21 protein-coding genes and 4 tRNA genes are annotated in these 23,046 nt (G+C 63.5%); 8 read left to right on the top strand and 17 right to left on the bottom strand.

Translation table 11 applies throughout. From position 1 onward, the window contains the following. Window positions 1-2 precede the first annotated feature (2 nt). Both IGS60_RS12315 and IGS60_RS12310 read left to right on the top strand, forming a co-directional pair. Window positions 3-809, top strand: coding sequence for a DUF6624 domain-containing protein (locus tag IGS60_RS12315; protein ID WP_230504632.1), 807 nt, complete (start codon window positions 3-5; stop codon window positions 807-809). Between the two features lie 194 nt (window positions 810-1,003). Further along, window positions 1,004-1,510: an ATP-binding protein gene (locus tag IGS60_RS12310; RefSeq protein ID WP_230504630.1), complete on the top strand. Its 507-nt coding sequence runs from the start codon at window positions 1,004-1,006 to the stop codon at window positions 1,508-1,510. Here the strand turns inward: IGS60_RS12310 and IGS60_RS12305 are convergent. Beyond that, window positions 1,507-2,652: an alpha-hydroxy acid oxidase gene (locus IGS60_RS12305; RefSeq protein WP_070289276.1), complete on the bottom strand. Its 1,146-nt coding sequence runs from the start codon at window positions 2,650-2,652 to the stop codon at window positions 1,507-1,509. The genes IGS60_RS12310 and IGS60_RS12305 overlap by 4 nt on opposite strands. Before the next feature lie 92 nt (window positions 2,653-2,744). Beyond that, window positions 2,745-3,704 carry a phytanoyl-CoA dioxygenase family protein gene (locus tag IGS60_RS12300; RefSeq protein WP_230504628.1) on the bottom strand — a complete coding sequence of 320 codons (960 nt, stop codon included), beginning with the start codon at window positions 3,702-3,704 and terminating at the stop codon, window positions 2,745-2,747. Window positions 3,705-3,819: 115 nt separating this feature from the next. On the opposite strand from IGS60_RS12300, the gene IGS60_RS12295 reads away from it, so the two are divergent. Then, window positions 3,820-4,692: an AraC family transcriptional regulator gene (locus IGS60_RS12295; RefSeq protein ID WP_230504627.1), complete on the top strand. Its 873-nt coding sequence runs from the start codon at window positions 3,820-3,822 to the stop codon at window positions 4,690-4,692. A 55-nt stretch (window positions 4,693-4,747) separates the two neighbouring features. Here the strand turns inward: IGS60_RS12295 and IGS60_RS12290 are convergent. Next, window positions 4,748-4,824, bottom strand: a tRNA-Arg gene (locus IGS60_RS12290). Beyond that, complete coding sequence (locus IGS60_RS12285; protein ID WP_230504624.1) at window positions 4,802-5,107, bottom strand: hypothetical protein; 306 nt, start codon at window positions 5,105-5,107, stop codon at window positions 4,802-4,804. The genes IGS60_RS12290 and IGS60_RS12285 overlap by 23 nt, the downstream gene beginning before the upstream one ends. Between IGS60_RS12285 and IGS60_RS12280 the strand changes: the two genes are divergently transcribed. After that, a complete protein-coding gene (locus IGS60_RS12280) occupies window positions 5,102-7,231 on the top strand; it encodes a hypothetical protein (RefSeq protein WP_230504622.1) in 2,130 nt (709 codons plus the stop codon). The genes IGS60_RS12285 and IGS60_RS12280 overlap by 6 nt on opposite strands. Before the next feature lie 118 nt (window positions 7,232-7,349). On the opposite strand, the gene IGS60_RS12275 is transcribed toward IGS60_RS12280, so the two are convergent. The 3 genes from IGS60_RS12275 to IGS60_RS12265 all read right to left on the bottom strand — a co-directional run bounded on the left by IGS60_RS12275 (window position 7,350) and on the right by IGS60_RS12265 (window position 7,753). Further along, window positions 7,350-7,426: transfer RNA gene (locus tag IGS60_RS12275), tRNA-Arg, on the bottom strand. A 91-nt stretch (window positions 7,427-7,517) separates the two neighbouring features. Continuing rightward, a tRNA-Arg gene (locus IGS60_RS12270) sits at window positions 7,518-7,594 on the bottom strand. Between the two features lie 82 nt (window positions 7,595-7,676). Further along, window positions 7,677-7,753 (bottom strand) — tRNA-Arg (locus tag IGS60_RS12265). 428 nt (window positions 7,754-8,181) lie between these two features. On the opposite strand from IGS60_RS12265, the gene IGS60_RS12260 reads away from it, so the two are divergent. Beyond that, window positions 8,182-10,689 carry an ATP-binding protein gene (locus tag IGS60_RS12260; protein WP_230504620.1) on the top strand — a complete coding sequence of 836 codons (2,508 nt, stop codon included), beginning with the start codon at window positions 8,182-8,184 and terminating at the stop codon, window positions 10,687-10,689. A 306-nt stretch (window positions 10,690-10,995) separates the two neighbouring features. After that, complete coding sequence (locus tag IGS60_RS12255) at window positions 10,996-11,979, top strand: diguanylate cyclase (RefSeq protein WP_070219228.1); 984 nt, start codon at window positions 10,996-10,998, stop codon at window positions 11,977-11,979. An 80-nt stretch (window positions 11,980-12,059) separates the two neighbouring features. Here the strand turns inward: IGS60_RS12255 and IGS60_RS12250 are convergent, their stop codons facing one another. Next, window positions 12,060-12,455 carry a hypothetical protein gene (locus IGS60_RS12250; RefSeq protein ID WP_070219229.1) on the bottom strand — a complete coding sequence of 132 codons (396 nt, stop codon included), beginning with the start codon at window positions 12,453-12,455 and terminating at the stop codon, window positions 12,060-12,062. A 310-nt stretch (window positions 12,456-12,765) separates the two neighbouring features. Between IGS60_RS12250 and IGS60_RS12245 the strand changes: the two genes are divergently transcribed. Then, entirely contained in the window at window positions 12,766-13,479 is a 714-nt protein-coding gene (locus IGS60_RS12245) for a sensor histidine kinase (RefSeq protein ID WP_070219230.1), read from the top strand. A 74-nt stretch (window positions 13,480-13,553) separates the two neighbouring features. Next, a complete protein-coding gene (locus tag IGS60_RS12240) occupies window positions 13,554-14,069 on the top strand; it encodes a DUF6265 family protein (protein ID WP_070290681.1) in 516 nt (171 codons plus the stop codon). 44 nt (window positions 14,070-14,113) lie between these two features. On the opposite strand, the gene IGS60_RS12235 is transcribed toward IGS60_RS12240, so the two are convergent. From IGS60_RS12235 to IGS60_RS12190, 9 genes are all read right to left on the bottom strand, one after another. Continuing rightward, complete coding sequence (locus tag IGS60_RS12235; protein WP_230504618.1) at window positions 14,114-15,412, bottom strand: NAD(P)/FAD-dependent oxidoreductase; 1,299 nt, start codon at window positions 15,410-15,412, stop codon at window positions 14,114-14,116. A 15-nt stretch (window positions 15,413-15,427) separates the two neighbouring features. Next, entirely contained in the window at window positions 15,428-15,919 is a 492-nt protein-coding gene (locus IGS60_RS12230) for a hypothetical protein (protein WP_230504616.1), read from the bottom strand. Between the two features lie 93 nt (window positions 15,920-16,012). Further along, a complete protein-coding gene (locus IGS60_RS12225) occupies window positions 16,013-16,786 on the bottom strand; it encodes a transporter (protein ID WP_230504614.1) in 774 nt (257 codons plus the stop codon). 77 nt (window positions 16,787-16,863) lie between these two features. After that, the gene (locus IGS60_RS28450; protein WP_306798482.1) at window positions 16,864-18,519 is read right to left on the bottom strand and encodes a methyl-accepting chemotaxis protein; all 1,656 of its coding nucleotides are present in this window, start codon (window positions 18,517-18,519) and stop codon (window positions 16,864-16,866) included. 159 nt (window positions 18,520-18,678) lie between these two features. Further along, window positions 18,679-20,061: a multicopper oxidase family protein gene (locus IGS60_RS12210; RefSeq protein ID WP_070290685.1), complete on the bottom strand. Its 1,383-nt coding sequence runs from the start codon at window positions 20,059-20,061 to the stop codon at window positions 18,679-18,681. A gap of 2 nt (window positions 20,062-20,063) precedes the next feature. Next, window positions 20,064-21,422 (bottom strand): TolC family protein, encoded by a 1,359-nt coding sequence (locus IGS60_RS12205; protein WP_230504612.1) that lies wholly within the window; start codon window positions 21,420-21,422, stop codon window positions 20,064-20,066. A gap of 1 nt (window position 21,423) precedes the next feature. Continuing rightward, window positions 21,424-21,804: a hypothetical protein gene (locus tag IGS60_RS12200; RefSeq protein WP_230504610.1), complete on the bottom strand. Its 381-nt coding sequence runs from the start codon at window positions 21,802-21,804 to the stop codon at window positions 21,424-21,426. 113 nt (window positions 21,805-21,917) lie between these two features. Continuing rightward, window positions 21,918-22,346, bottom strand: coding sequence for a hypothetical protein (locus IGS60_RS12195; protein WP_230504608.1), 429 nt, complete (start codon window positions 22,344-22,346; stop codon window positions 21,918-21,920). 33 nt (window positions 22,347-22,379) lie between these two features. Continuing rightward, window positions 22,380-22,925 carry a hypothetical protein gene (locus IGS60_RS12190; RefSeq protein ID WP_230504606.1) on the bottom strand — a complete coding sequence of 182 codons (546 nt, stop codon included), beginning with the start codon at window positions 22,923-22,925 and terminating at the stop codon, window positions 22,380-22,382. Window positions 22,926-23,046: the final 121 nt, after the last annotated feature.

The raw sequence follows: 23,046 nt of genomic DNA, 5'->3' as shown, positions 1-23,046 counted from the left end.
CCATGCCACGCCTGAGCTTTGCCATCCTGCTGTGCTGGAGCGTCCATGCGGGCGCCTTCGAACTGAGCGGCACCATCCGCAGCAACGGCCCGCCGCTGCCGCAAGCCATCAGCATCGTTGCCGAGCGCATGCACGGCGAGCCGCAGATACATGGCACGGTCGAAAATGGCCGCTACCGCATTGATGTACCGGAAGGCGGCACACTGGCACTGCTTTTGCAATCGCCCGGCTGGGAAGCGGAACCCAAGCTCATCTTCAGCGTGGCCACGGCGGGCGCGCTGGACTTCCTGCTGTATCCGGCCGCGGTGCCCGAGGCGGCGCTGGCAGCCGAATTGCGGACCATGGAACAGGAAGACCAGGCCCTGCGCGCGGGATTCCCGCCAACGGGGCCGGACCTGGCCACGCGCCAGCGCATGCTGGCCACGGATGAAGCACGCGAGCAACGCTTGCGGCACATCATCGCCAGCAAGGGCTGGCCCACGCAAACGATGGTCGGCTACAAGGCGGCGGGCAGCGCCTGGCTGATCGCCCAGCATGGCTCCAGTGCCTTCCTCAAAAGCAGCCTGGTGCTGATGCGCGCAGCAGCGGCAAGGGGAGAGATCACGCCCTCGAAGCTGGCACTGGCGATCGACCGCGACTTGAGCAATGACAAGCTGCCGCAGCTGTACGGCAGCCAGTTCCGCACGGATAGCACCGGCAAGACGGTGCCCTTCCCCATCGACGATCCGCAGCGCCTGGAGCAGCGCCGCGCCAGCATGGGCATGGAACCGTATGCGCAGTACCGGCAGTTATTCGAAAAGGACAATTGACAACGCCAACCGTCGCATGGCATCGTTGCGCCATGCCATCGCCATTCCCGCCCCTGCCATCGATTATTGCCGCCATTTCACACATGGTGGCTGGACAGGAATGACATTGACCAAGCCGCCTGCAAGGCGGCTTTGATCGGCAACAAATAATCAAGACGTCTCGCAGGCTTTGTTTTCACTTTCAGCGAGCGACCATGCACACCACTTCCAGCACCCCCGTTATCCCCACCTTGCACCTCGTGTGCGGCAAGATTGCCTCGGGCAAATCCACCTTGACCAGCCAGCTTGCGCAAGCGCCGCATACCGTGCGCATCAGCGAAGACACCCTGCTGGCGCAGCTGTATCCGGGCCAGATCGCCAGCCTGGCCGACTACGTGGCCTGCGCGGCGCGGCTGCGCGCGGCCATCGCGCCTCTGGCCATGCAGATGCTGCGGGCGGGCGTGTCCGTCGTGCTCGATTTCCCCGCGAATACGCCGGCCAGCCGGGCCTGGATGCGCGAGCTGTTCCAGCAAGCGGGCGTGCCGCACGTGCTGCACTACCTCGACGTGACGGATGAAGAATGCAAGGCGCGCTTGCGCCAGCGCAATGACAGCGGCTTGCACCCGTTCTCCACCAGCGACGCGCAATTTGATGAAATCACGCGCCACTTCACGCCGCCCGACGCCTCGGAAGGCTTTGATATCGTGCGGATTGCCGCTTAAAACGTCCCCGGCAGCAGGATTTTCTTGTCCACCTGCTGCAGGTCGCGCAAGCCGCAAAACGCCATCGTCAGATCGAGTTCATTGCGGATGATGTCCAGGCATTTGGTGACGCCCGGGCCGCCCATGGCGCCCAGGCCGTATAAAAACGGGCGGCCGATGTAGACGCCTTTCGCGCCCAAGGCCACGGCCTTGATCACGTCCTGGCCCGAGCGGATGCCGCCGTCCATGTGCACTTCGATCTGGCTGCCGACGGCGTCGACGATGGCGGGCAAGGCTTCGATCGACGATTGCGCGCCATCGAGCTGGCGCCCGCCGTGGTTCGAGACGATCAGCGCGTCGGCGCCGCTGTTGACGGCCAGGCGCGCGTCTTCGGGGTCCATGATGCCCTTGATGATCAGTTTTCCGCCCCAGCGCTGCTTGATCCATTCCACGTCCGCCCACGACAGGCTCAGGTCGAACTGCTGCTGCGTCCAGGCCGACAGCGACGACATGTCGGACACGGACGTGGCGTGGCCGACGATGTTGCCGAAACCGCGGCGTTTCGTGCCCAGCATGCCCGCCACCCAGCGCGGCTTGGTGGCCATGTTGAGGATATTCGGTATGGTCAGTTTCGGCGGCGCGGACAGGCCGTTGCGCAAGTCCTTGTGGCGCTGGCCCAGCACCTGCAAGTCGAGCGTCAATACGAGCGCGCCGCATTTGGCCGCCTTGGCGCGGTCGATCAGGCGGTTGATGAATTCGCGGTCCTTCATCACGTACAGCTGGAACCAGAACGGTTTGCTCGTGTTCGCCGCCACGTCCTCGATCGAGCAGATGCTCATCGTTGACAGGGTGAACGGCACGCCAAAGCGCTCGGCCGCCTGGGCCGCGAGGATTTCGCCATCCGCATGCTGCATGCCCGTCAAGCCCGTGGGCGACAGGGCCACCGGCATCGAGACGGCCTGCCCCACCATGGTCGAGGCGAGGCTGCGGTTTTCCAGGTTGACGGCCACGCGCTGGCGGAATTTGATCTTGGCAAAATCGCTGTTGTTGGCGCGGTACGTCGATTCCGTCCAGGAGCCGGAATCGGCGTAGTCGTAAAACATGCGCGGCACCCGTTTCTGGGCCAGCACGCGCAAGTCTTCGATGCAGGTGATGATACTCATGCGTTTCCTCGGTCGATGGCTAGTCGGACCATGATCGTGCATTTGCCGGCAATTGTCTATCCGGCAGGCAAGCCTGCCGGATGGCGCCACGCTTACCAGTCGCGCGCGCCGAGGATCTTCTCACCCAGTTCGCTCAAGCGCGCCTGCGGATAGCGCAGCTTTTCCTTGTCCTCGGGGTCGCCGGGAAACGCGTAGCCCTGCGGCGCGCTGCGTTCGCGCCAGCTTTGCACCCTCCAGTCGCGCAAGGCCTGGTTGTCTTGCTGGGCGGGCGTAAAGGAAATGTATTGCGCCAGCCGCACCTGGTCCGTCGACGTGTTCGGGCGGATGCCATGCGCCAGCAGGCTGTTGAAGATCAGCAGTTCTCCCTTCTTCATGGCGATGAATTCCATCGGGTACGGCACCGTCGCCAGGTCCGGCTGCCACGGGTTGCGATCCGCCGGCACGGTCTTGCGCCATGCGAGCAAGTTGTTGAACAGCTCCGGATAGCACTGGAAACCGCCGCTCTCGGGCGAGGTGTCGGACAGGGCCAGCACGCCCTGCACGTTGACGGGCAGCGGGTCGAGCGTGGTGTCCGCATCCCAGTGGATGAAGCCGCCAAACTTGCGCTTGCCATGGTTCGGCGTGTTCAGGTTGGCGCGGTCGATCGTCACCCACAAATCCTGACGGTCCCAGATGTCGACAAAGGCGTCGTACACGCGCTGGGTCTGGCGGTTATCCCACAGGGTCTGGTTGTGATAGGCCTCGACCATGCCGGAGCCGTTGAGTTCCTTCATCGCGTGGTCGCGCAATTGCTCCCGGTTCCAGGTGGCGGGGTCATGCTGGTCGAGTCCCTGGAATTCCCACAGGAAATCTGTCGTGCGCCGCACTTGCTCGGGCGACACGGCATCCTTGACGATGACGTAGCCATAGGTTTGCCAGTGCAGGAAATCGCTGTCGGACAGCACGCGCAGGGGCAGCTGTTTTTGGATGTCGCGCAGCTGGGTCTGTTCCGTGTAGGCCACGGACGGGTTGCCGGGACGGTCTTCGCCGTATTGATATCGATCTTCTTGCATCGCTGTCTCCTGTGTTGGTGTGAGAGAGATTGTGCGATGGCATGGCAGGCTGAAATGCGCGCCAAGCGGCCAATACTGATACTATCCTGACTATTCATACGCTTCAAACATCACAATGACGCCTTTATTCGAACAAGTCACGATACCGGCGGGCCACTCCTGGGGCTTGCTGTGGCGCGAACTCGACACCATTCCCTTCATCTGGCACTACCACCCGCAGTTCGAGCTGACCCTGACGGTCAATGCGCGGGGGCAGCGCTACATCGGCGACCACCTGGGCGATTTCGAACCGGGCGACCTGGTGCTGCTGGGGCCGAACTTGCCGCACACATGGTCGGCCAGCGAGCGCATCGACAGCAGCCAGCCGATGCTGGCCGTCGTCGTGTGGTTTTCATTGGAGTGGCTGGAGCGGCTGGCGGCCTGTTTTCCCGAGTTTCTCAGCTTGCGCCAACTGGCGGCCCGCGCCGGCCCGGCCCTGCATTTTTCGCCGCGGACGAGCGCGCGCAGCGCTGATAAACTGCTGCAACTGAACGCCCTGCCCGTGCCGCAGCGCTTGCCGCTGCTGCTCGACGTGCTGCTGGACCTGGCGGGCGATACGGGCGCGCGGCCGCTGGCCTCGACGGCGCAGGCGCCGCTGCCCGATGGGCAGCAAAAACGCATGGCCGGCGTGTTCGATTTCATGCACGCGCATTTCCGGGAAGAGATCGCACTGGAGAGCCTGGCGCAGCGGGCGGCCCTGTCGCTGGGCGCGTTTCACCGCTGCTTCAAGCGCCACGCGCATTGCACGCCGGGCGCGTACCTGGCGCGGCTGCGCATCGGCCGCGCCTGCCAACAGCTGATCGAGAGCAATCTCGCCATCGCCGTCATCGCGCAAGAGGCGGGCTACCGCAACCTCGCGCATTTCAACCGCCAGTTCCGCGCCGCCAAGCACGTCACGCCGCGCGCGTTTCGCCTGCAATACCGGCGCGGCGTCAAAGACCTATCGTAAATCCGTTCGGAAACGAAAAAGGGGATCAGATTTTACAATCTGATCCCCGATATTCTGGTGCGGCTGGCAGGAATTGAACCCACGACCCCTTGGTTCGTAGCCAAGTACTCTATCCAGCTGAGCTACAGCCGCCTAAGACAAGATTATAGCAGGGCTTTGCAGAATGGCAAAGGGCGTGGCGGCGATATTTCACAATTGACGCCCTCCCCGGTTTTTCACCGGCCGCCCCGCCACTTGCATTTTTAATCACATTGATGTTCTGATTGCGGCGCAAAACCGACACGCTGATGACTGATTGGCCATTATTAATGCATTCAAGAAAAATAAATTGCAATTCATGGAAAACTTTGAGAATGTTTACTAGCAGTAATTCCAAAAAAAATACCAAGGGGATGTCATGAAAATAAACTTGCATAAATTGCCTCTGGCCGCCGCCTGCGCGGCCACCCTCCTTCTTGCCGCCTGTGGCGGCGGCAGTAGCAGCAGCCCCGCCGACCCGGTTCCGCCCGTCGTGCCGCCGCCGGCAACGACGCTCAGCGGCACTGCCGCCGTCGGCGCGCCCATCTCGGGCAGCGTGGTGGCCATCGATAGCAAGGGCAAAGTCTCCACGGCGGTCAATACCGGCGCCGGCGGGGCATTTACGGTGGACGTGGCCGGCATGACGGCGCCGTTTTTCCTCAGCATCACCGGCTCGTCCGGCGGCAAGCAGGTGACGCTCAATTCCATCGCCACCGCGGCTGGACAAACCGTCAACATCACGCCGCTGACCGACCTGATCGTCTCCACGGCGTCGGGCCAGCCCGGCGGCACGGCCCTGGCCGCCGTCTGCGCTCCCGTCGCCAATACGGTATCGGCCGCCTGCACTGCGGCCCTGGCCAATGCCGCGACGCAGCAACGGCTCGATGCGGCCGTGGCCGCCGTCGTCGCCATGATCAAACCGATTAATACCGGCAATACCAATCCGCTGACGGGCGCCTTTGTTGCCAACGGCACGGGCATGGACGCCGTGCTGGACCAGATCCTCGTCGCGCCCGCGGAAGCGCAGGGCGCCATGGCCACCGTCACCCTGATCGCCACCAACAGCGCGCTGGGCAGCGTAACCCTGCCGGCCGCCGCCGGCGGCGCGCCGACGATACCGGCAGCGACGCCGCCATCGGACGCCGACCTGGCCAGAGCGACGGCCGCGGCCAGTGTCTTGCCGGAAATCCGCGCCTGCATGGCCTCGCTCAGCGCCCTGTATCCGAAGACGGGCTTCGTCGTGCCGTCGGCGGCGGCCGTGTCGCCGTTCATCGACAGCAGCTTCAATATGGGCGCGGCGGTGGGCAAGGCCGACATTGTGTCCGCCCTGAGCAGCGCCGACCAGGCTGCCCATGCGGGCCTGACGATCGAGGCGCTGGGCCTGGCCAGCGTCAGCATGCAGCCCTTGAGCGCCGATGAAATCGCCACGCTGACGTCCGCGAGCAGCACTTCGACGACGCGCGTCGCCGACTTCATCGGCAATCGCCTCGGTACCGGGGCGACGGCCATCGCCTTTACTTCAGGCAAGCCCAGCAGCGCATGGGTACAGTTACGCATAGGAACAGATGCGGGCATGCTCAACTGGAAGCTGGTCAAGACGGGCGACACCAGCGGCTGCGCCGGCGGCTGGAAACTGGCCGGCAGCGGCCACCTGGACATGCACATGAATGCGCGCATCCAGCGCAACTTCGATGCTGCAGGCACGGCCAGCTTTGCGCGCGAATGGGCAGCCCACGTCGAGCTCGACACCGTGCTGCAGGAAAATCCGGCCGTCAACAAGATCGACGTGCGGGGACCGGGCCTGACGACGTTCGGCGACTTCCAGATACCGGGCACGGCCGGCAGCAAACTGCAGCTGATCCTGCCGGCCACCGGCTACACCCACATGCGGGTGGCCGACAGCAATGGCGCCGCCAGCATTTTCTACAATAACGCGGAAGCGATCCAGAGCTGCCAGGACCTGGCCAGCCTGCCCGCCAATACGCCGGCCCTGGGCGCGGGTACGGCTTGCATCGACGAAACGAAAGTGGCGCCTGGAAAAATCTACGTGTGGACCCTGAAAACGCCGAATGGCGCCGTCAGCGCCTTCCCGTTCCAGATCAATGCCGTGCCCCTGTCGAAAGCGTTTGCCAAGGCCAACCAGGCCAGCCTGTTCGCCACGCTCACCAGCATCACGCCGGCGAAACTGTCGTCCATCCCGTCCGCCGCCCTGCTCGATGGCGCGGTGACCTTCAATTACACGCAGTCGGCCACCTACGGATCGAAAATGGATAATTGCGGCCTGTACTTGTTCAATGGCGCCACGCCGGTGCTGAACGCGGAGCAAAATGCGGTTGGACAGGAAACCTCGTGCACGTTCACGACCTCGGGGCTCAATGCGCTGGCGTCGAACGTGGCGGACCCGGCGCAATCCGGCACCTCGCTGTTCAAGTTCACCGGTCCCGTGACAAGCGGCGGACTGTGGGTGACCACCATCGTCCTGGGCAACCAGGCGTCGTCGGGCCAGCCTTACCCGAATTGACGGGGCCCGACCACTGCAGCGCGCCGCGATGGGGGCGGCGCGCTGCAGGCTTGCCTTTCGCTGGACGAAAAAAAACCCGGAAAGCGAACTTTCCGGGTTTTTTCACTACTGCTGATACTGGTGCGGCTGGCAGGAATTGAACCCACGACCCCTTGGTTCGTAGCCAAGTACTCTATCCAGCTGAGCTACAGCCGCAAACTCTGACACACTTCGCCGAACGGCGCGAAGCTTGAAACTTTCATCAGAACGAAGCGAACTTCATTCCGGCAACGATACTAATCAATACTGGTGCGGCTGGCAGGAATTGAACCCACGACCCCTTGGTTCGTAGCCAAGTACTCTATCCAGCTGAGCTACAGCCGCAAAACCTCTACAACATTCCATCAACAACATGGAGGTGAAACTTATCACAACAAAACCAGGCAAAGCCTGATTTTCAGTATTCTGGTGCGGCTGGCAGGAATTGAACCCACGACCCCTTGGTTCGTAGCCAAGTACTCTATCCAGCTGAGCTACAGCCGCGCAGGCAAACATTATAGCGTATTCATTTCGCTTTGAAAAGTTCGATTTTTCAATCGCTTAGCTGATTTTGCAGAATACCGCCCCGCATGATCGACTACCTTTTCACTGCCAAAAAGCTGACGCCTTTTTATCGCAGGGCACTTCTGCTTCCACAGTCGCGTCCAGCGAATCGAGGAGTTGCTGCCTCGAAAGAAGCGGGATTATAGGGACTGCTTTCCAGCCTGTCCAGTGCTATCTGCAGGCGGCGCGCAAGCGTGCGGTGGCGGTGCCCCGCTTGGGGCTACAATACCAGCCAGACAGGGGCGCTTTTGCCTCCCCTGATGCATGACGGCGGACATTGAGCATCATGACCTATTTAACTGAGCTTAGCGACGGCGGCCCGGCGGGACAAGCGCCCGTGCGGCAGATTCATTGTTGCAGGATTTCCGATGGCCAAGCATGACCGCGAGCAAGATCTGCTTCCCCCATCAGCGCCGCTGAGCCTATCGGACGAGCGCCTGTCCAACTTGCTGGAAGGTATTACCGACGGCTTTTGCCTGCTCGACCGCGACTGGACCATCCGCTACCTCAATACGCGCGGCGCCGCCATGCTGGCGCCGCAACACGCGCCTGGCACCAGCCTGGCGGGGAAGAACCTGTGGCATGCCTGCCCCGCCCTGCATGGCACGGAACTCGAAACCCAGTACCGGCGCGCCATGGCGCAGCAGCTCAGCTGCAGTTTCGAACTGCCGTATCCGCCGCTGGGGCGCTGGCTGGAAGTGCGCATCTTCCCTTCCAGCGAAGGCTTGACCACGTATATCCAGGACATCAGCCAGCGCAAGGCGGCCGAGGAAAACTTGCGCCACAGCGAGGAAGACTTGCGCGCACTGGCCAATTCCATCCCGCAACTGGCCTGGATCGCCAGCTTCGACGGCACCATTGCCTGGTACAACCAGCGCTGGCACGACTACACGGGCACCACTGCCGAACAGATGGCGGGCGACGGCTGGAGCATCGCCTATGACGCGCAGCACCTGCCTTCCATGCTGCAAGCCTGGAAGGCCGCCTTGCGCGAGGGCACGCCCTTCGAAATGGAGTTCCCCATCCGCGGTGCCGACGGCCAGTACCGCTGGTTCCTGACGCGCGCCAATCCCGTGCGCGACCGGGGCGGCCAGTTGCTGCGCTGGTTTGGCACGAGCACCGACGTCGACCAGGTCAAGCGGGCGCAGGAAGCCTTGCGCGATGAAACGCGCGTACTCGAGCTGCTCAACAATACGGGCGCGGCCCTGGCCAGCACCCTCGACTTGCCGGCTCTGCTGCAGGAAACCGTCGATGCGGCCACGCGCATCAGCGGCGCGCGCTTCGGCGCCTTTTACTATGATGATGCGGGCGATATCCACGACGACCCCGACGCCCTGCCCGCGGCACGCGCCGTCAACGGCATCAGCCTGCGCCAGGCAGATGCCATCGCCACGGAACTGCGCCAGGGAGCGGCCATGCGCCAGAACGACTTGCTGGCCGCGCCCGACGCCAGCGCCGGCGGCGCGCCGCCGCTGCGCAGCTGCCTGAGCCTGCCCGTCAGTTCGCGCTCGGGCCTGTTGCTGGGGCGCTTGCTGCTCGGCCATCCGCAAGCGGGCATGTTCAGCGCGCGCAGCGAACGCATCGTCTCGGCCATCGCGGCCCAGGCCGCCGTAGCGCTCGACAATACGCGCCTGTACGCGGCCGCCACGCGCGCCGCCGAAGAGCGCAAGGTGCTGCTCGACAGCGAACGCGAGGCACGCGCCGACGCCGAGCGCACGAACCAGCTGAAAGACGATTTTCTCGCCACGCTGTCGCACGAACTGCGCACGCCGCTGTCGGCCATCCTGGGCTGGGCGCAAGTGCTGCGGCGCGGCACGCGCGACCAGGCCGACCTGCACCGCGGCCTGCAAAGCATCGAACGCAATGCGCGCGCGCAGGCGCAACTGATCGAAGACTTGCTCGACATGAGCCGCATCACTTCCGGCAAGGTGCTGCTGGACCTGCAAACCATCGTGCCCGCCAGCATCATCGCCTCGGCCATCGAAACCCTGCGCCCGGCGGCCGACGCCAAGCACATCGCCATCCACAGCAACATCGCCAGCGATGCGGGCAGGATCACGGGCGACCCCAGCCGTATCCAGCAAGTGATCTGGAACCTGTTGTCGAATGCCCTGAAGTTCACGCCGCAAGGCGGCCGGGTCGAGATCGGCGTGCGCCGAGAGGCAAGCCGCCTGGCCATCACGGTGAGCGACAACGGCGTCGGCATCAAGAAAGACTTCCTGCCCCACGTGTTCGACCGCTTCCGCCAGGCCGACGCCTCCACCACGCGCCGGCATGGCGGCCTGGGGCTGGGGCTGGCGATCGTCAAGCACCTGGTGGAGCAGCATGGCGGCACGGTCACGGTCAGCAGCGCCGGCGACATGCAGGGCGCCAGCTTTACCGTGCGCCTGCCCCTGGGGACGCGAACCGCGCCGGCGCGGCCAACGGGCGGCGACTTGCCCGCCAGCCATGACTTGCGCGGCGTCACCGTCCTGCTGGTCGATGACGAGGCCGATGCGCGCGAACTGACGGCGCGCATCCTGCGTGACAGCAACGCCGAAGTGCATGGCGCCGGCAACGTGGCGCAAGCGCTGCAACTGCTGGACCAGGTACACCCGCATGTGCTGGTCAGCGACATCGGCATGCCTGACGCCGACGGTTTCGACCTGCTGGCGCAAATCCGCGCGCACGCCTCCCCTGATGCGGCCCGGCTGCCCGCGCTGGCGCTGACGGCGTTCGCGCAACCGCAGGACCGCCAGCGGGCACTGGCCAGCGGCTTCCAGGCCTGGGTCTCGAAACCGCTCGACCCGGCCGAACTGCTGGCGGCCGTGGCGCAACTGGCCGCAACGCGCTCCCTCGCGCAGCGTCCTGAAGAGGGCAGCAATACGCCGCCCTAAAAAGATGATGCAAAGAAATACATGATGCAGTACAAAATGACTATTTTCATGGGCTGGCCTTCCTACTTTCAGACGCGGCTCTGTCCTACAAGCAACTAAGCTAAAGTTTGCTACACTGAAATGCAGAAACGCACCTGCACGGCAGGCTGGAGATGGCGGCCTGGGCCGGCGAGAACGTCAGAAGCGAGCTCAAGCGCTGTTGTGCGCCCTAACTTGTTGCAAGGCGCTACTATCTTCCCCACTGCCGTCAGCCCATCATCTGCGGTGGAAGCCAGCGTTGCATAGACCGTATAACCGAGACCTTACATGCCCAGCCAAGATGAGATTTTGAAAGCCAAAATTTTGGTCGTCGACGATTCACCCGACAATGTTGACCTGATGCTGGAAATCCTGCGCGATGCCGGCTACACCAATGTGACGGCCACCATGCGTCCGGCCCAGGTTTGCCCCCTGCACCGGGAGCATTGCTACGACCTGATCTTGCTGGATCTGCAAATGCCGGAACTCAATGGTTTCCAGGTCATGAAAGGCTTGAAGGAAATCGAGCATGGCGGCTACCTGCCCGTGCTGGCCCTGACGGCACAGCCGAGTTTCAAGATCGCCGCCCTGGAAGCGGGCGCGCGCGACTTCATCAGCAAGCCCTTCGACCTGATGGAAGTGCACAAGCGCATCCACAACATGCTGGAAGTGCGCCTGCTGTACAAGGAACTGGCCCAATACAGCAAGCAGCAGCAGGAACTGGCGCTGCACGATCCGCTGACGGGCTTGCCGAACCGGCGCCTGCTGGAAGACCGCATCGAGCATACCTTGCAGCAATCGGCCCGCAGCCGCGGCAAGTCGGCCATCCTGTACCTGGACCTGGACGGCTTCAAGGCCATCAACGACAGTTACGGCCACGGCTATGGCGATGAAATCCTGAAAATGGTGGCGGCCCGCCTGGTGAGCGCATCGCGCAAGGAAGACACGGTGGCGCGCATCGGCGGCGACGAATTCGTCATCGTGCTGGGCAACCTGGCCGGCAAGGGCGACGCGCGCGAACCGGCCGCCAAGCTGATCGAAGTCATTTCCGAGCCGTATTTCATCAACGACCTGACCCTGCGCCTGTCGACCAGCATCGGCATCGCCATCTACCCGGACGACGCCAGCACCGTCGAATCCCTGCTGGGCGCGGCCGACACGGCTCTGTACGAAGCCAAGCGTGCCGGCAAGAACCGCTTTTGCTGCATCCCGCACGAGGTGATCGCCTCGCAGGTGAATATGCAAAAAAACAACATTCCGTCGATCGCCTGAGTTTTTACGCCGCACCGCACATGAAAAAAACCGGCAAGCCACGTTGATGGCTTGCCGGTTTTTTTCATGAGCACGATGTTTTATTTCTTGCCAGCCGTCACTTCATGCTGGCCCGCATGCTGGTGGTCCGTTTGCGCATCGACGGTTTCCGGCGGTACTTCGATGCGCGTGATGCCGGCATCGACGGAGATCGGGTCGCTGGCGGGGAAGGTCATTTCCACGGCGTCGTCAAGCAACTCTTCCTTGGCCCGCTCTTCGCCGCTCATGCCTTCTTCATCGGCCAGGATGGCCAGCGCGCTGGCCCATTTCACGAAATTAAGGTTGGACAATTCGCGTACGGTGGTCACGCCAAACGCTTGCTGCAAGGCCTTCGCATCCTTCGCGCTGACGCCGCGCAAGGCGCTGATGGGGGCATTGACGATGTCGCGGAAGCTTTTGTCGAGGTATTCCTTGTCGACGATGGTTTCGATATTCATGGCATGTCCTTTCGTTTCGGTAAACGGGCCTGTACTGCACCCTGCGCCGCGGGGCGGCTATGCTGCATGGAAAAATGCACAACCCCACTATGGCAGCGTGTGGCGTCCCGGTATGTGCGCAGCCGTACGTAAAGACGGGAACAACTTCCTGCTGGTGCAAACACAAATATTGCCTATCATATAAAAATGATGGGAGGAGATTAAAATTGCCGAAAAGACAGAAATTTTCCATCCATGCGCCCCGCGATGAAATCATCATGTATGATCCACAACTTGAATTTGGTCCACCTTTCACCATTCACGGGGCGCTATGTCCGCACAAACAGATCCGAACAAGGAAGCGGCCCAGGCCGATGCGGAACGCGCCGCCGATCTCAGCGAGTTGCTCGGTCATGTCAACACCAGTTGGGACAATGAACGGCGCGCCCTGTCGCGCCAGCTGCACGACAGCCTCGGCTCGTCGCTGACGGCGCTGACCATGCACCTGTCGCTGCTGACGCAAAAAATGCCGCAGGAAGCGGCCTTGCTCGACCGCGCCGCGACCATGAAGCAATTGCTGCTGAATGTCATCGAGACCAACCGGCAAATGCAGATGAAGCTGTGGAACGACAAGCTGGAGTTTCTCGGTGTGAATGTGGCGCTGGGCGAGCTGGCTGCGCAATTTGCGGAACAGCACAAGATCACCGTGCGCTGCAGCCTGCCCGAAGATGAACTGATCTGCCCGCGCAACGTGGGCGTGGCCCTGCTGCGCACCCTGGAAGAGGCGCTCAGCAATATCGCCGCGCACGCGCAGGCAAGCGAAGTGGATATCATCATTGACGACAACGACGAGGCGCTGATGATGACCGTCAAGGACAACGGCAGCGGCTTGCCGGCCAGCGTGCCCGTCGAAATGAGCAAACACGGCCTGCGCGCCGTGCGCGAGCGCGTGCATTACCTCGGCGGCAGCCTGAGCCTGACGGCGAATCCGCAAGGCGGCATGGCCCTGACCGCCGTCTTGCCGCGCATTAGCCCGAAAGAATAATCCCTGCCAGACAGCATCGGGCCGGAACATCGCCGGGCACCCTGCCCCGCTCAACGATACGACAAGGAGACCGCATGCAACGACTGATCCCCACCCTGCTGGCAGCGCTGCTGGCCATGGGAGCCGCCCAGGCCGCCGACAAGACCGTGCCGCCGCCGGAAACCGTGGACAAGCTGGCCTGGCTGGCCGGCTGCTGGAACGTCGACGGCGCCGAACCCGGTTCCGGGGAACAATGGAGCACGGCCGCCGGCGGCACCATCCTCGGCACCAGCCGCACCGTCAAGGGCGGCAAGACGACGGCCTTCGAATTCGTGCAGATCCGCCTCACCGAACCGGGCCAGCTGGCCTACATCGTGCAGCCGTCGGGCGAGCCGCCCGTGATCTTCAACCTGCTGCGCCAGGACAAGCCGAATGAATTCATCTTCGCCAACCTGGACAATGACTTCCCGAGCCGCATCACCTACCGCCATGACAGCGAGCGCATCTTGCACGCCAGCATCACCGGCACCTTGAAGGGCAAGCTCACCACCATCGCCTTCCCCATGACGCGGGGCCGCTGCGAAGCGGCGCCCGTCGCGCGCGGCAAATAAAAAGGGGGCCGCAAGGCCCCTTGTTTTGTTACGGCGCAAACTGCTTAATGCAGCTTGACCTGCGGCGAGCTGCGCTTGATCAGGAAACGGCCCATGGCCATGACGGCCGTGCGCACGGTGCCCAGCACGGCGTTGTGGTGCATCAGGTGCAGGCTCACATACATCATGCGCGCGACAAAGCCTTCGACGAACCAGCTCAGGCCCTTCAGCGACCCCATCAGGGTGCCGACCGAGGTGGTGCGGCCAAACGACACCAGCGAACCGTAGTCCAGATATTCGTACGGCCTGGTTTGCGGCGGCTTGCCCTTCGCCTGCAGCAGGAACGTTTTCAGCAGGTAATCGGCTTGCTGGTGGGCAGCCTGGGCGCGCGGCGGCACCAGCTTGCCGTCGGGACCCGTACAGGCGGCGCAATCGCCCAGCGCGAAGATATTCGCATGGCCCTGCACATTGAGCATGCCCGTCACTTCCAGCTGGCCGGCGCGGTTGGTAGGCAAGCCCAAAGTGGACAGGAATTCCGGCGCGCGGATGCCGGCGGCCCACACGCAGATGTCGGCCGCATAGCTGGTGCCGCTGGCCACCGTCACCTTGTCGGCTTCGATCGTGGTGACGCGCGTATCGGTCACCACCGTGATGCCATGCTGGTGCAGCAGTTTCGAGGCGGCAAGGGAGACGCGCTCGGGCAGCGGCGCCAAAATGCGCGGCGCCCCTTCGAGCAGGGTGATGCGCACATCCTTGACGGCGTTGAGATTCTGGAAACCATACGCGGCATACACGCCGCTCGCTTCGCGCAATTCGGCCGCCAGTTCCACGCCCGTCGCGCCGCCGCCGATGATGACGATGTCGACGCCGGGATGGCCCGCGTCGCCCTGGCGCTGTTCGGCCATGGCCAGCAGTTTCAGCAGGGTCAGACGGAAACGTTCGGCGTCTTCCGTGGCATTGAGGGAAATCGTGTTTTCCTGGGCGCCGGGTACGCCAAAGTAATTCGAGGTGCTGCCCACGGCCAGCACCAGCTGGTCGTAGCTGACCTGGCGCTGCGGCAAGAGCTGCTCATCCTTGTCCGTGGCGATGGCGCCCACGGTGAGGCTGTTCGACGCTGCGTCGAGCCCGATCAGGGGACCATAGACATAGGTAAAACCATTGTCATGCGCCAGCATCTGGTACGACAGGCCCTCTTGATGAATGTCCAGGGTGCCGGCCGCCACTTCATGCAGTGACGGCTTCCAGATATGGTACAGGCGGCTGTCGACCAGGGTGACCTGGCCTGGGCCGAGCTTGCGGCTGAGTTTGCAAGCCAGCTCCAGGCCGCCTGCACCTCCTCCTACGATAACGATTTTACTATGCAAAGATCCTCCTGCTTGTTAATCCCTGTGCCCGTTGCCGTTACCGTTGCCACGACCATTGCCATTGCCATTGCCATGGCCTTTGCCCGGCTTGTCATCATGCTTGTCGCGCTTGTCATAGTGCTTGTCATGCTTGTCGTCATGACGGTCGCGGTCGCCGTAATCGGGACGGCCATGGTCGCCATGCTGCTGGCGGTAGCGGGGCACATATTGGTTGTTATACCAACCATCTTGGACGAAATATACCTCTTGGTTACAGGCATTATACTTGCGGCAGTGCTTGGACCAGTGTTTCGCATGGCCGGGCGGTACGCGCAGGTAGATCGGGGCGGCCGAATAGTATTGCGGGCGCTGCACGATGACGGGTTGGGCGTAGATCAATTGCGGCGCGGGATAGTCGCCTATGTCGATGCGGCCGTAAAAGCCTGGCTGGCCGACGGTGACGGAAACCTGGGCAACGGCGGCGGTACCTGCCGACAGCAGGACGGCGGCGAGAATGAGGGTTTTCATGAGGACACTCCTTTTATCAGTTATGCCGCAATTGTAGACCTTGTGTGACTAACTGTTTGTTCGCAAGGACACATAAGGAATCCCGTCGCAATCTCACCACAGTTTGCCCAGCGGCACTACCAAGCCGCTGAACAGCGACCAGTCCGGCGACGCCGCCGTCAAGCCACGCGCCATGCCGATATCGATGGCCAACCGCGGCGTGGGGCTGTAGGTGGCAGCCAGCAGCAGCTGCGCCGTGGCTGGCGCGCCGCGCAGGCGCGTGCCCGACACTTCCGCCGTGGCGCCCCAGCGGTCGCTGACGGGAGTGGAAAAGGAGGCCGCCCAGCCCGTTTGCACCTTGCCCGTGCCAGGGTCGGAAGCCCCCAGGCGCGTGGCGTTCAGGTTGGCGTCCATGTGCACGGCGCCCAGGTCGCGGCTGAAAATACCGTTCAACGAGACGTCGCTCTTGCCGCTGCCGATGCTGTCCTTGGCAGTGGGCAACTTCCAGCCCAGTTCCAGGCCCAGCGCTGTGGCGCTGTCGAGCAAAAAGGCGCGTTTGAGCACGACCGTCGTGTCGCCCACGCCCGTCTCGCGCCGCCCCGTGTCATCGCGCGCGCGCACGAAGCCCTCACCTTCGAGCAGCAAGCCCCATTCGGGCGTGAACGCCAGCTTGAACGTGTACGGCAAGCTGGCGCGGCGCGTGTCGTCCGTTTTCGACAGCAGGCCGCCCGCCTCGAATTCCAGCTGGCCCGGCACGGGCAGCTGGGCGGGACTGGCCACCGATGGACGATAAGGCAGGACGGGATCGCCCTCCTGCGCCTGCGCCAGGGGCGCCAGCGACAGCAGCAACAGGGAAAAACCGAAGGAGGACAGGAAAGAAGATGGCATGGGGAAACCGGAAGTGGCAAACGCGCAATAGCGACAGCCTACCACCGCCGCGCCGATTGCGCCCGAGCCAGCCGCTGTCAGGCCAGGCGCCGCACATCCTGCCGGGCGGGCGGCACTGGCCGGCGCAGCGGCGTGACATTGCTGGCCGCCGCCACGGCGATGCGTTCGGCCTGGGCATGCAGGCGGAACACGCCCACGAGCTCCGTCAGGGTCTGCGCCTGGTCCTGCAGCGATTCGGCGGCGGCTGCCGCCTCTTCCACCAGGGCCGCATTCTGCTGCGTCACCTGGTCCATCTGCAGCACGGCCTGGTTGACTTGCTCGATGCCGGCGCTTTGCTCGGCGCTGGCGGCCGTGATTTCCTGCATGATATCGGCCACCTGGCGCACGCTGGTCACCACCTCATCCATCGTCCTGCCCGCGTCATGCACGAGTTTGGAGCCGATTTCCACCTGTTCGACGGAGTCGCCGATCAGGGTCTTGATTTCCTTGGCGGCACTGGCAGAACGCTGGGCCAGGCTGCGCACTTCGGATGCCACGACGGCAAATCCCCGCCCTTCCTCGCCCGCCCGGGCCGCTTCCACGGCCGCGTTCAAGGCCAGGATATTCGTCTGGAAGGCGATGCCGTCGATGACGCTGATGATGTCGACGATCTTGCGCGACGACGCATTGATCGATTCCATGGTCTGCACCACCTGCCCCACCACGGCGCCGCCCTTGCCGGCCACATCGGACGCGGCGCCGGCCAGCGCATTGGCCTGGCGCGCATTGTCCGCGTTCTGCCGCACGGCCGAGGTCAGCTGTTCCATCGAGGACGCCGTTTCTTCTAGCGAACTGGCCTGCTCTTCCGTGCGCGACGACAAGTCGAGATTGCCCTGGGCGATTTCGCTCGAGGCCGTGTTGATGGTATCCGTACCCGAGCGCACCTGGCTGACGATGCCCACCAGCTTGTCGCGCATGGCTTTCATGGCGAACAGCAGGCTGGCATTGTCATGGCTGGCCGTGCGGATATCGATGGTGAGATCGCCCTCGGCGATGGCGCCGGCGATCCTGACGGCGTACGCCGGTTCGCCGCCGAGCTGGCGCGTCAGTCCGCGCGTGATCAGCGCCCCCAGCGCCAGGCCGGCCGCCATGCTGCCCAGCACCAGAGCGATCATGAAGCTGCGGCTGGCCTGGTACACGCCCGAGGCCTGCTCGGAAGCCGCCTTGGCGCGCTCTTCCTTCTGCAGCGAAAGTTTATCCAGCATACCGTCGAGTTCATCGGCATGCTGGCGCGTCTTGTTGAGCAGTTCGACCAGTTGCGCGCTGCGCTGCGCCAGCGGCTCGGCCGCCGCCAGCGCCAGGGCTTGCTGCATGGTGGCAATGTACTCCGCTTCGACAGCGGCGAAGCGGGCAAACAATTCCTTGGCGGCCGACGTGACGAACAGCGGCTGGGCCTTGGCCAGATAGCTTTTATTTAGCTCGAGGAATTTGCCGATGTCGGCCTGGCGCGTGGCGCGCTCCTCGGCGGTCGTGGCCAGCAAGAAATTGCTGCGCGCGCGGCCCACCTTGATCAGGGCGATATTGGCTTCCTTGATGTACGACAGCCCCAGCAATTCATGGTTGTACATCTGCCCCGCCATGGTATCGATCTTGCCCATGTTGAAGATGCCGATGCCGGCCACGATGGCCCCCATCAGCGCGACGCAAAAGAAGGCAGCGAGCAGGCGCGTCCCCACTTTCATTTTACTCAACATGTTTCCTCCAAGACAAGACGGTAGCCAATAATTTAAGCTATGACTTGAATATAAGGAAAAAACTGTCACTAAAATGCTCGGATTGTCACTAACCAACAATTCCTTGATACAAAGCAACATGCCCCGGGGCGTGCCATGCTAGCAATCCCCGGGAGAGCGTCAATGGCCGCTGTGCCCGCCTGGCTTGCGCACCGTCATTTCCACGCCGCTTTTTGCCGCCGGCTTGCCCGCGCCCTGGCCCCGCACCGGTTCCGGCACGGCGCCCGTCCATTCATACGCCACGCTGCCGGCCGGGTGCTTGTACCAGCCCGGGTCGCGGTAATCGCCCGGTTTCTGATCCTTGCGCACCTTGACCGTGGTGAACATGCCGCCCATGCCGATGGCACCGAAGGGACCGTCGCCGGCCATCATCGGCAAGGTATTGTCGGGGATCGGCATCTGCATCTCGCCCATGTCGGCCATGCCCCGTTCGCCCATCACCATGTAGCCGGGCACCAATTGATTGATCTTCGCCGCCACGCCCTGGTGGTCGACGCCGATCATGGTGGGCACGTCGTGTCCCATGGCATTCATCGTGTGGTGCGACTTGTGGCAGTGGAAAGCCCAGTCGCCGAGGTCCGTTGCCGTGAACTCGACGGCGCGCATCTGGCCCACGGCGATATCGGTCGTCACTTCGGGCCAGCGCGATTCGGGGCGCGTCCAGCCGCCATCCGTGCCCGTCACCTCGAATTCATGGCCGTGCATGTGGATCGGGTGGTTCGTCATGGTCAGGTTGCCCACGCGCACGCGCACCTTGTCGCCCTGGCGCACGACCATGGGGTCGATGCCGGGGAAGACGCGGCTGTTGAAGGTGAACAAATTAAAATCCGTCATGGTCATGATCTTCGGCGTATAGCTGCCGGGATCGATGTCATAGTTGCTGAGCAGGAAGACGAAATCGCGGTCCACCTTCATGAAGTTCGGATCTTTCGGGTGCGTGACCCAGAAACCCATCATGCCCATGGCCATCTGCGTCATTTCATCGGCATGCGGGTGGTACATAAAGGTGCCGGGCCGCCTGGCGACGAATTCATAGACGAAGGTTTTGCCGGGAGGAATACCCGGCTGGGTCAGGCCCGTGACACCATCCATGCCGTTCGGCAAGCGCTGGCCATGCCAGTGCACGCTCGTGTGTTCCGGCAACTTGTTGGTGACGAAGATGCGCACGCGGTCGCCCTCCACGACTTCGATGGTGGGACCGGGCGACTGGCCGTTGTAGCCCCACAGGTTCGCTTGCATGCCGGGCGCCAGTTCGCGCACGACGGGCTCGGCCACGAGATGGAATTCCTTGACGTTGTTGTTCATGCGCCAGGGCAAGGACCAGCCATTGAGGGTGACGACGGGGTTGTACGGACGCCCGTTCGGCGGCGGTGGCGGCGCTTTCGTGTCTGCGCCGGCCATGCTGACGGCTTCCGGCAGGGACGCCGCACCGACACGGCTGACCGCTGCCGCACTCAGGGCGACGGCGCCCGCATTCATGAAAAAATTTCTACGTGTAATCATCATTATTCCTTGTTGGCTGGGCCGCTGCCATTGATGGCGCCTTGCAGTTCGGTTTGCGCGATCCAGAAATCGCGCTGGGTTTCGATGGCGCTGTTCACGCTGGCGACTTGCTCGCGCGCATCGGCCAGCAGTTCGAACACGCTGGCCAGCATGCCGTTGTAGCGCAGCAATACTTCATGCGATATCGTCTTGCGCAGCGGTACCACTTCATCGCGGTAATGGCGCGCCAGGTCGTAGGCCGTGCGGTAGCTCGAATACGCTTCGCGCACTTCCGAGCGGGCCTTCACCGCCGTGCCCGCCGTGCGCTGCAGCGACTGCTCGTACAAGGCTTGCGCCTTGGTGTTGCGCGCCGTGCCCCAGTCGAACAGCGGCAGTTCCAGCGATACCTCATAGCCGTTTTCGCGCGGCGCCTCGCTCGTGCTCTTGTTGGTATAAGCCACGTCGAGCACATTGATGAAACCCGTCACCTTGGACAGGCCCAGTGCACTGGCCGTGGCATGGGCGTCAAGTTTGCTCATCTGCACGTCGAGGCGCTGCTCCATCGCCTGCGCCTCGATATTGCCCGCCTCCGCCGCCTGGGCCGGCAAGTCGGGCAGGCGCGACGGCAAAGTAAAGCTGGTCTGCTTGCCCCACAGGCCCAGCAAGCGCGTCAGGTGTTCGCGCGTCACCAATGCCTGGTGGCGGGCGCGGGCCAGGTCGCCGACGGCGTCCGCATAAAACACTTGCTGGCGCGCCTGGTCGAGGCGGCTCCAGTTGCCCGCCTGCCGCAGGCGAGTGGCCAGTTCGGCGCCCGCTTCGGCCGACAGCAGCGCCCGCTGCATGAACGCTTCCGTCTGCACGGCGGCTACGGCATTGAAGTAGGCGCGGCGCGTCTCAAGCGCCAGCTGCACGGCGCTGCCGGCGGCCTGCAGCTTGGCTTGCTCGAAGCGGCCCCGCTCGATGTTCACGCGCATCGGCATGGTCAGCAAGCCCGCCAGGTCGAAGCTGACGCCCCGGTCGATTTCATTGCCGTGGCTGCCGTGCGAACGGCCGAAGGACAGGCCCGGGTTGCGCAAGCGTCCCGCCTGCACCAGGTCCGATTCGGACGCGCCCAGTTCGGCCAGCGCCACTTTCATGCCGTGGTTGTTCATCAGGGCGATGCGCACGGCGCTGTCGGCGTCCAGGGGCTGGGCCAGCAAAGAGGCCAGCTTTTCCTCGCCGCCCTTGTCCGTCAATGCCGCGGGGGCGCCCGTGCGGGCGTCTGCCAGCGCGGACACGGCCTGTATGCCGCCATCGGGGCTGAAGCTGGCGCAGCCGCTGAGCAGCAAGACGGCCGCCAGGGCCAGTGGCGTGAGGCAAGTTGATTTTGTAAAACGTGCCATCTCAGTGTCCTTCATGCTGGTGTTGCGGGGCGGGCTGGGCGGCCGGCTTGGGGCCGGGCTTCTCCATCGGCATCTTGTGGCCTTCCATCTTGTGCCCCTCCATCTTGTGCCCCTCCATCTTGTGGCCATCCATCTTCATCATGCCCATGTGGCCGCCGGCCTTGCCGACTTTGTCGTTGACGGCGCGCCAGGTCTGATCGGGCGTGGCGTCGTCCTCGGCGGCGGGAAGGTAGCCGGCGAAGGCGGAGCGGTAGGCGGCGGCCGGCACGGGCGCTTGCGCCTCTTGCGGGGCGGATGGGGGCCGCGATTGCGCGGCGGCGTCCAGCGGCAGCGAGGCAAGCGCAATGCCGGCAGCCAGCGCGAGGCTGAATAATTGCTTCATGGTATTCCTTGAATGACGGGGTATGGCGCGGCGGGCGCGCGACGGGAACGCTGGCGCGGCCAAAGCAACGTGCAGGGACGTGCGACGGCGGCACCGCCAGGTTCAACGGGCGGTCAGGCGGAGCGCGTGCTTCTCGGGGGACGTTCGGGGCCAGGCGGGATATGCCCGGCGAACAGGGAATCGGGCGCCAGCGCCGGGGGCGGCGCGCGCAGGGTCAAGGCGTGCACGGCAGGCATGCCCGGGGGGGCAGTGGCGCCCACCGTGCAGGCGCCGTGGTTGCTGCAATCGTGGCCAGGGTGGCCGGCGCCGCCATCGTCCATGGCCATTTTTAGCGGCTGGTCCTGCATGTGGGACATGCCGGCCATGTCGCCCATGTCGTGGCACTGGGGCGTTTCCATCGCTACGGCGGTGACGGTGACCGCTGCCGCCCGCTCGTCCACGCAGCAGCTGCGCATGGCCGACGCAAAGCCCTGCAAGGGCAAGGTGACGGCAAGCAGCCAGAGCAGCGAGCGGGCGAGAAAGCGGAAAAAGGCACGGTTCATGGCACGACTATAAACCTTCCCACATGAGGAAGGTCAAGTGCCTATTTGATCTCGCCGGCCCTGCGTCAGCCAGATGATGTAGGTGCCGTAATAGCCCTGCCCTTCCAAGATGAGCTGGCCATCGGCAAAATAGATTTTCTCCACTTTATTGACGGTAAAATACGCGCGGCCATCGGCCGCCTCCACGTCGCCCAAGCAACGGGCGCGGGGCCGGCGGTAGCCGCTGGCGCGCCCGATGGCCCACATCAGGTCGCCGATCATGAAGTCGTCAATCATTTCGGCCAGCAGCGGCCGGTGACCCGCCAGCATGGCCGTGATGTCGGGGTAGCCGGCCTGCATAAGCTCGGGCAAGTCGCTTTCCTCGTACTGCAGGTCGTCTTCGCGGCAATCCTGCACGAAACTGTTGAACGGTTCGTCGAGCAGTCCCGCCAGCGCAGCTTCCGGCACGCTCAGGCGGAACGGGTGCAGGGGCAGCACGCTGTGCTGGCCGTAATTGAGTTCGCGGCAGTCGAGCAAGGCCAGCGGGTGGGGCTGATCACCCACCTCGCAGCGGATGCCAAGTTCTTGCTCAAACGTCATCAATATTCACCGTTGCCATGCACATTGTCCCCGTTGTACACCATCAGGGCCATATGGTAAGCGCTGTCGGGCAAACGGGACAGGCTCAGATGCAACAGAAAACAACGGATCAGTTCATCCC

Source organism: Janthinobacterium sp. FW305-128 (assembly GCF_020858135.1).
In the GTDB taxonomy this organism is placed as follows: domain Bacteria; phylum Pseudomonadota; class Gammaproteobacteria; order Burkholderiales; family Burkholderiaceae_D; genus Janthinobacterium.
Note: the sequence above shows the minus strand (reverse complement) of the source record. Positions and strands in the feature narration are given on the sequence as shown.

Bases quoted from the DNA above. Each gene is read 5' to 3' on its own strand.
- IGS60_RS12315 (WP_230504632.1), top strand. From the start codon at position 3: ATGCCACGCCTGAGCTTTGCCATCCTGCTGTGCTGGAGCGTCCATGCG.
- IGS60_RS12310 (WP_230504630.1), top strand. From the start codon at position 1,004: ATGCACACCACTTCCAGCACCCCCGTTATCCCCACCTTGCACCTCGTG.
- IGS60_RS12305 (WP_070289276.1), bottom strand. From the start codon at position 2,652: ATGAGTATCATCACCTGCATCGAAGACTTGCGCGTGCTGGCCCAGAAA.
- IGS60_RS12300 (WP_230504628.1), bottom strand. From the start codon at position 3,704: ATGCAAGAAGATCGATATCAATACGGCGAAGACCGTCCCGGCAACCCG.
- IGS60_RS12295 (WP_230504627.1), top strand. From the start codon at position 3,820: ATGACGCCTTTATTCGAACAAGTCACGATACCGGCGGGCCACTCCTGG.
- IGS60_RS12285 (WP_230504624.1), bottom strand. From the start codon at position 5,107: ATGCAAGTTTATTTTCATGACATCCCCTTGGTATTTTTTTTGGAATTA.
- IGS60_RS12260 (WP_230504620.1), top strand. From the start codon at position 8,182: ATGGCCAAGCATGACCGCGAGCAAGATCTGCTTCCCCCATCAGCGCCG.
- IGS60_RS12255 (WP_070219228.1), top strand. From the start codon at position 10,996: ATGCCCAGCCAAGATGAGATTTTGAAAGCCAAAATTTTGGTCGTCGAC.
- IGS60_RS12250 (WP_070219229.1), bottom strand. From the start codon at position 12,455: ATGAATATCGAAACCATCGTCGACAAGGAATACCTCGACAAAAGCTTC.
- IGS60_RS12245 (WP_070219230.1), top strand. From the start codon at position 12,766: ATGTCCGCACAAACAGATCCGAACAAGGAAGCGGCCCAGGCCGATGCG.
- IGS60_RS12240 (WP_070290681.1), top strand. From the start codon at position 13,554: ATGCAACGACTGATCCCCACCCTGCTGGCAGCGCTGCTGGCCATGGGA.
- IGS60_RS12230 (WP_230504616.1), bottom strand. From the start codon at position 15,919: ATGAAAACCCTCATTCTCGCCGCCGTCCTGCTGTCGGCAGGTACCGCC.
- IGS60_RS12225 (WP_230504614.1), bottom strand. From the start codon at position 16,786: ATGCCATCTTCTTTCCTGTCCTCCTTCGGTTTTTCCCTGTTGCTGCTG.
- IGS60_RS28450 (WP_306798482.1), bottom strand. From the start codon at position 18,519: ATGTTGAGTAAAATGAAAGTGGGGACGCGCCTGCTCGCTGCCTTCTTT.
- IGS60_RS12210 (WP_070290685.1), bottom strand. From the start codon at position 20,061: ATGATTACACGTAGAAATTTTTTCATGAATGCGGGCGCCGTCGCCCTG.
- IGS60_RS12205 (WP_230504612.1), bottom strand. From the start codon at position 21,422: ATGGCACGTTTTACAAAATCAACTTGCCTCACGCCACTGGCCCTGGCG.
- IGS60_RS12200 (WP_230504610.1), bottom strand. From the start codon at position 21,804: ATGAAGCAATTATTCAGCCTCGCGCTGGCTGCCGGCATTGCGCTTGCC.
- IGS60_RS12195 (WP_230504608.1), bottom strand. From the start codon at position 22,346: ATGAACCGTGCCTTTTTCCGCTTTCTCGCCCGCTCGCTGCTCTGGCTG.
- IGS60_RS12190 (WP_230504606.1), bottom strand. From the start codon at position 22,925: ATGACGTTTGAGCAAGAACTTGGCATCCGCTGCGAGGTGGGTGATCAG.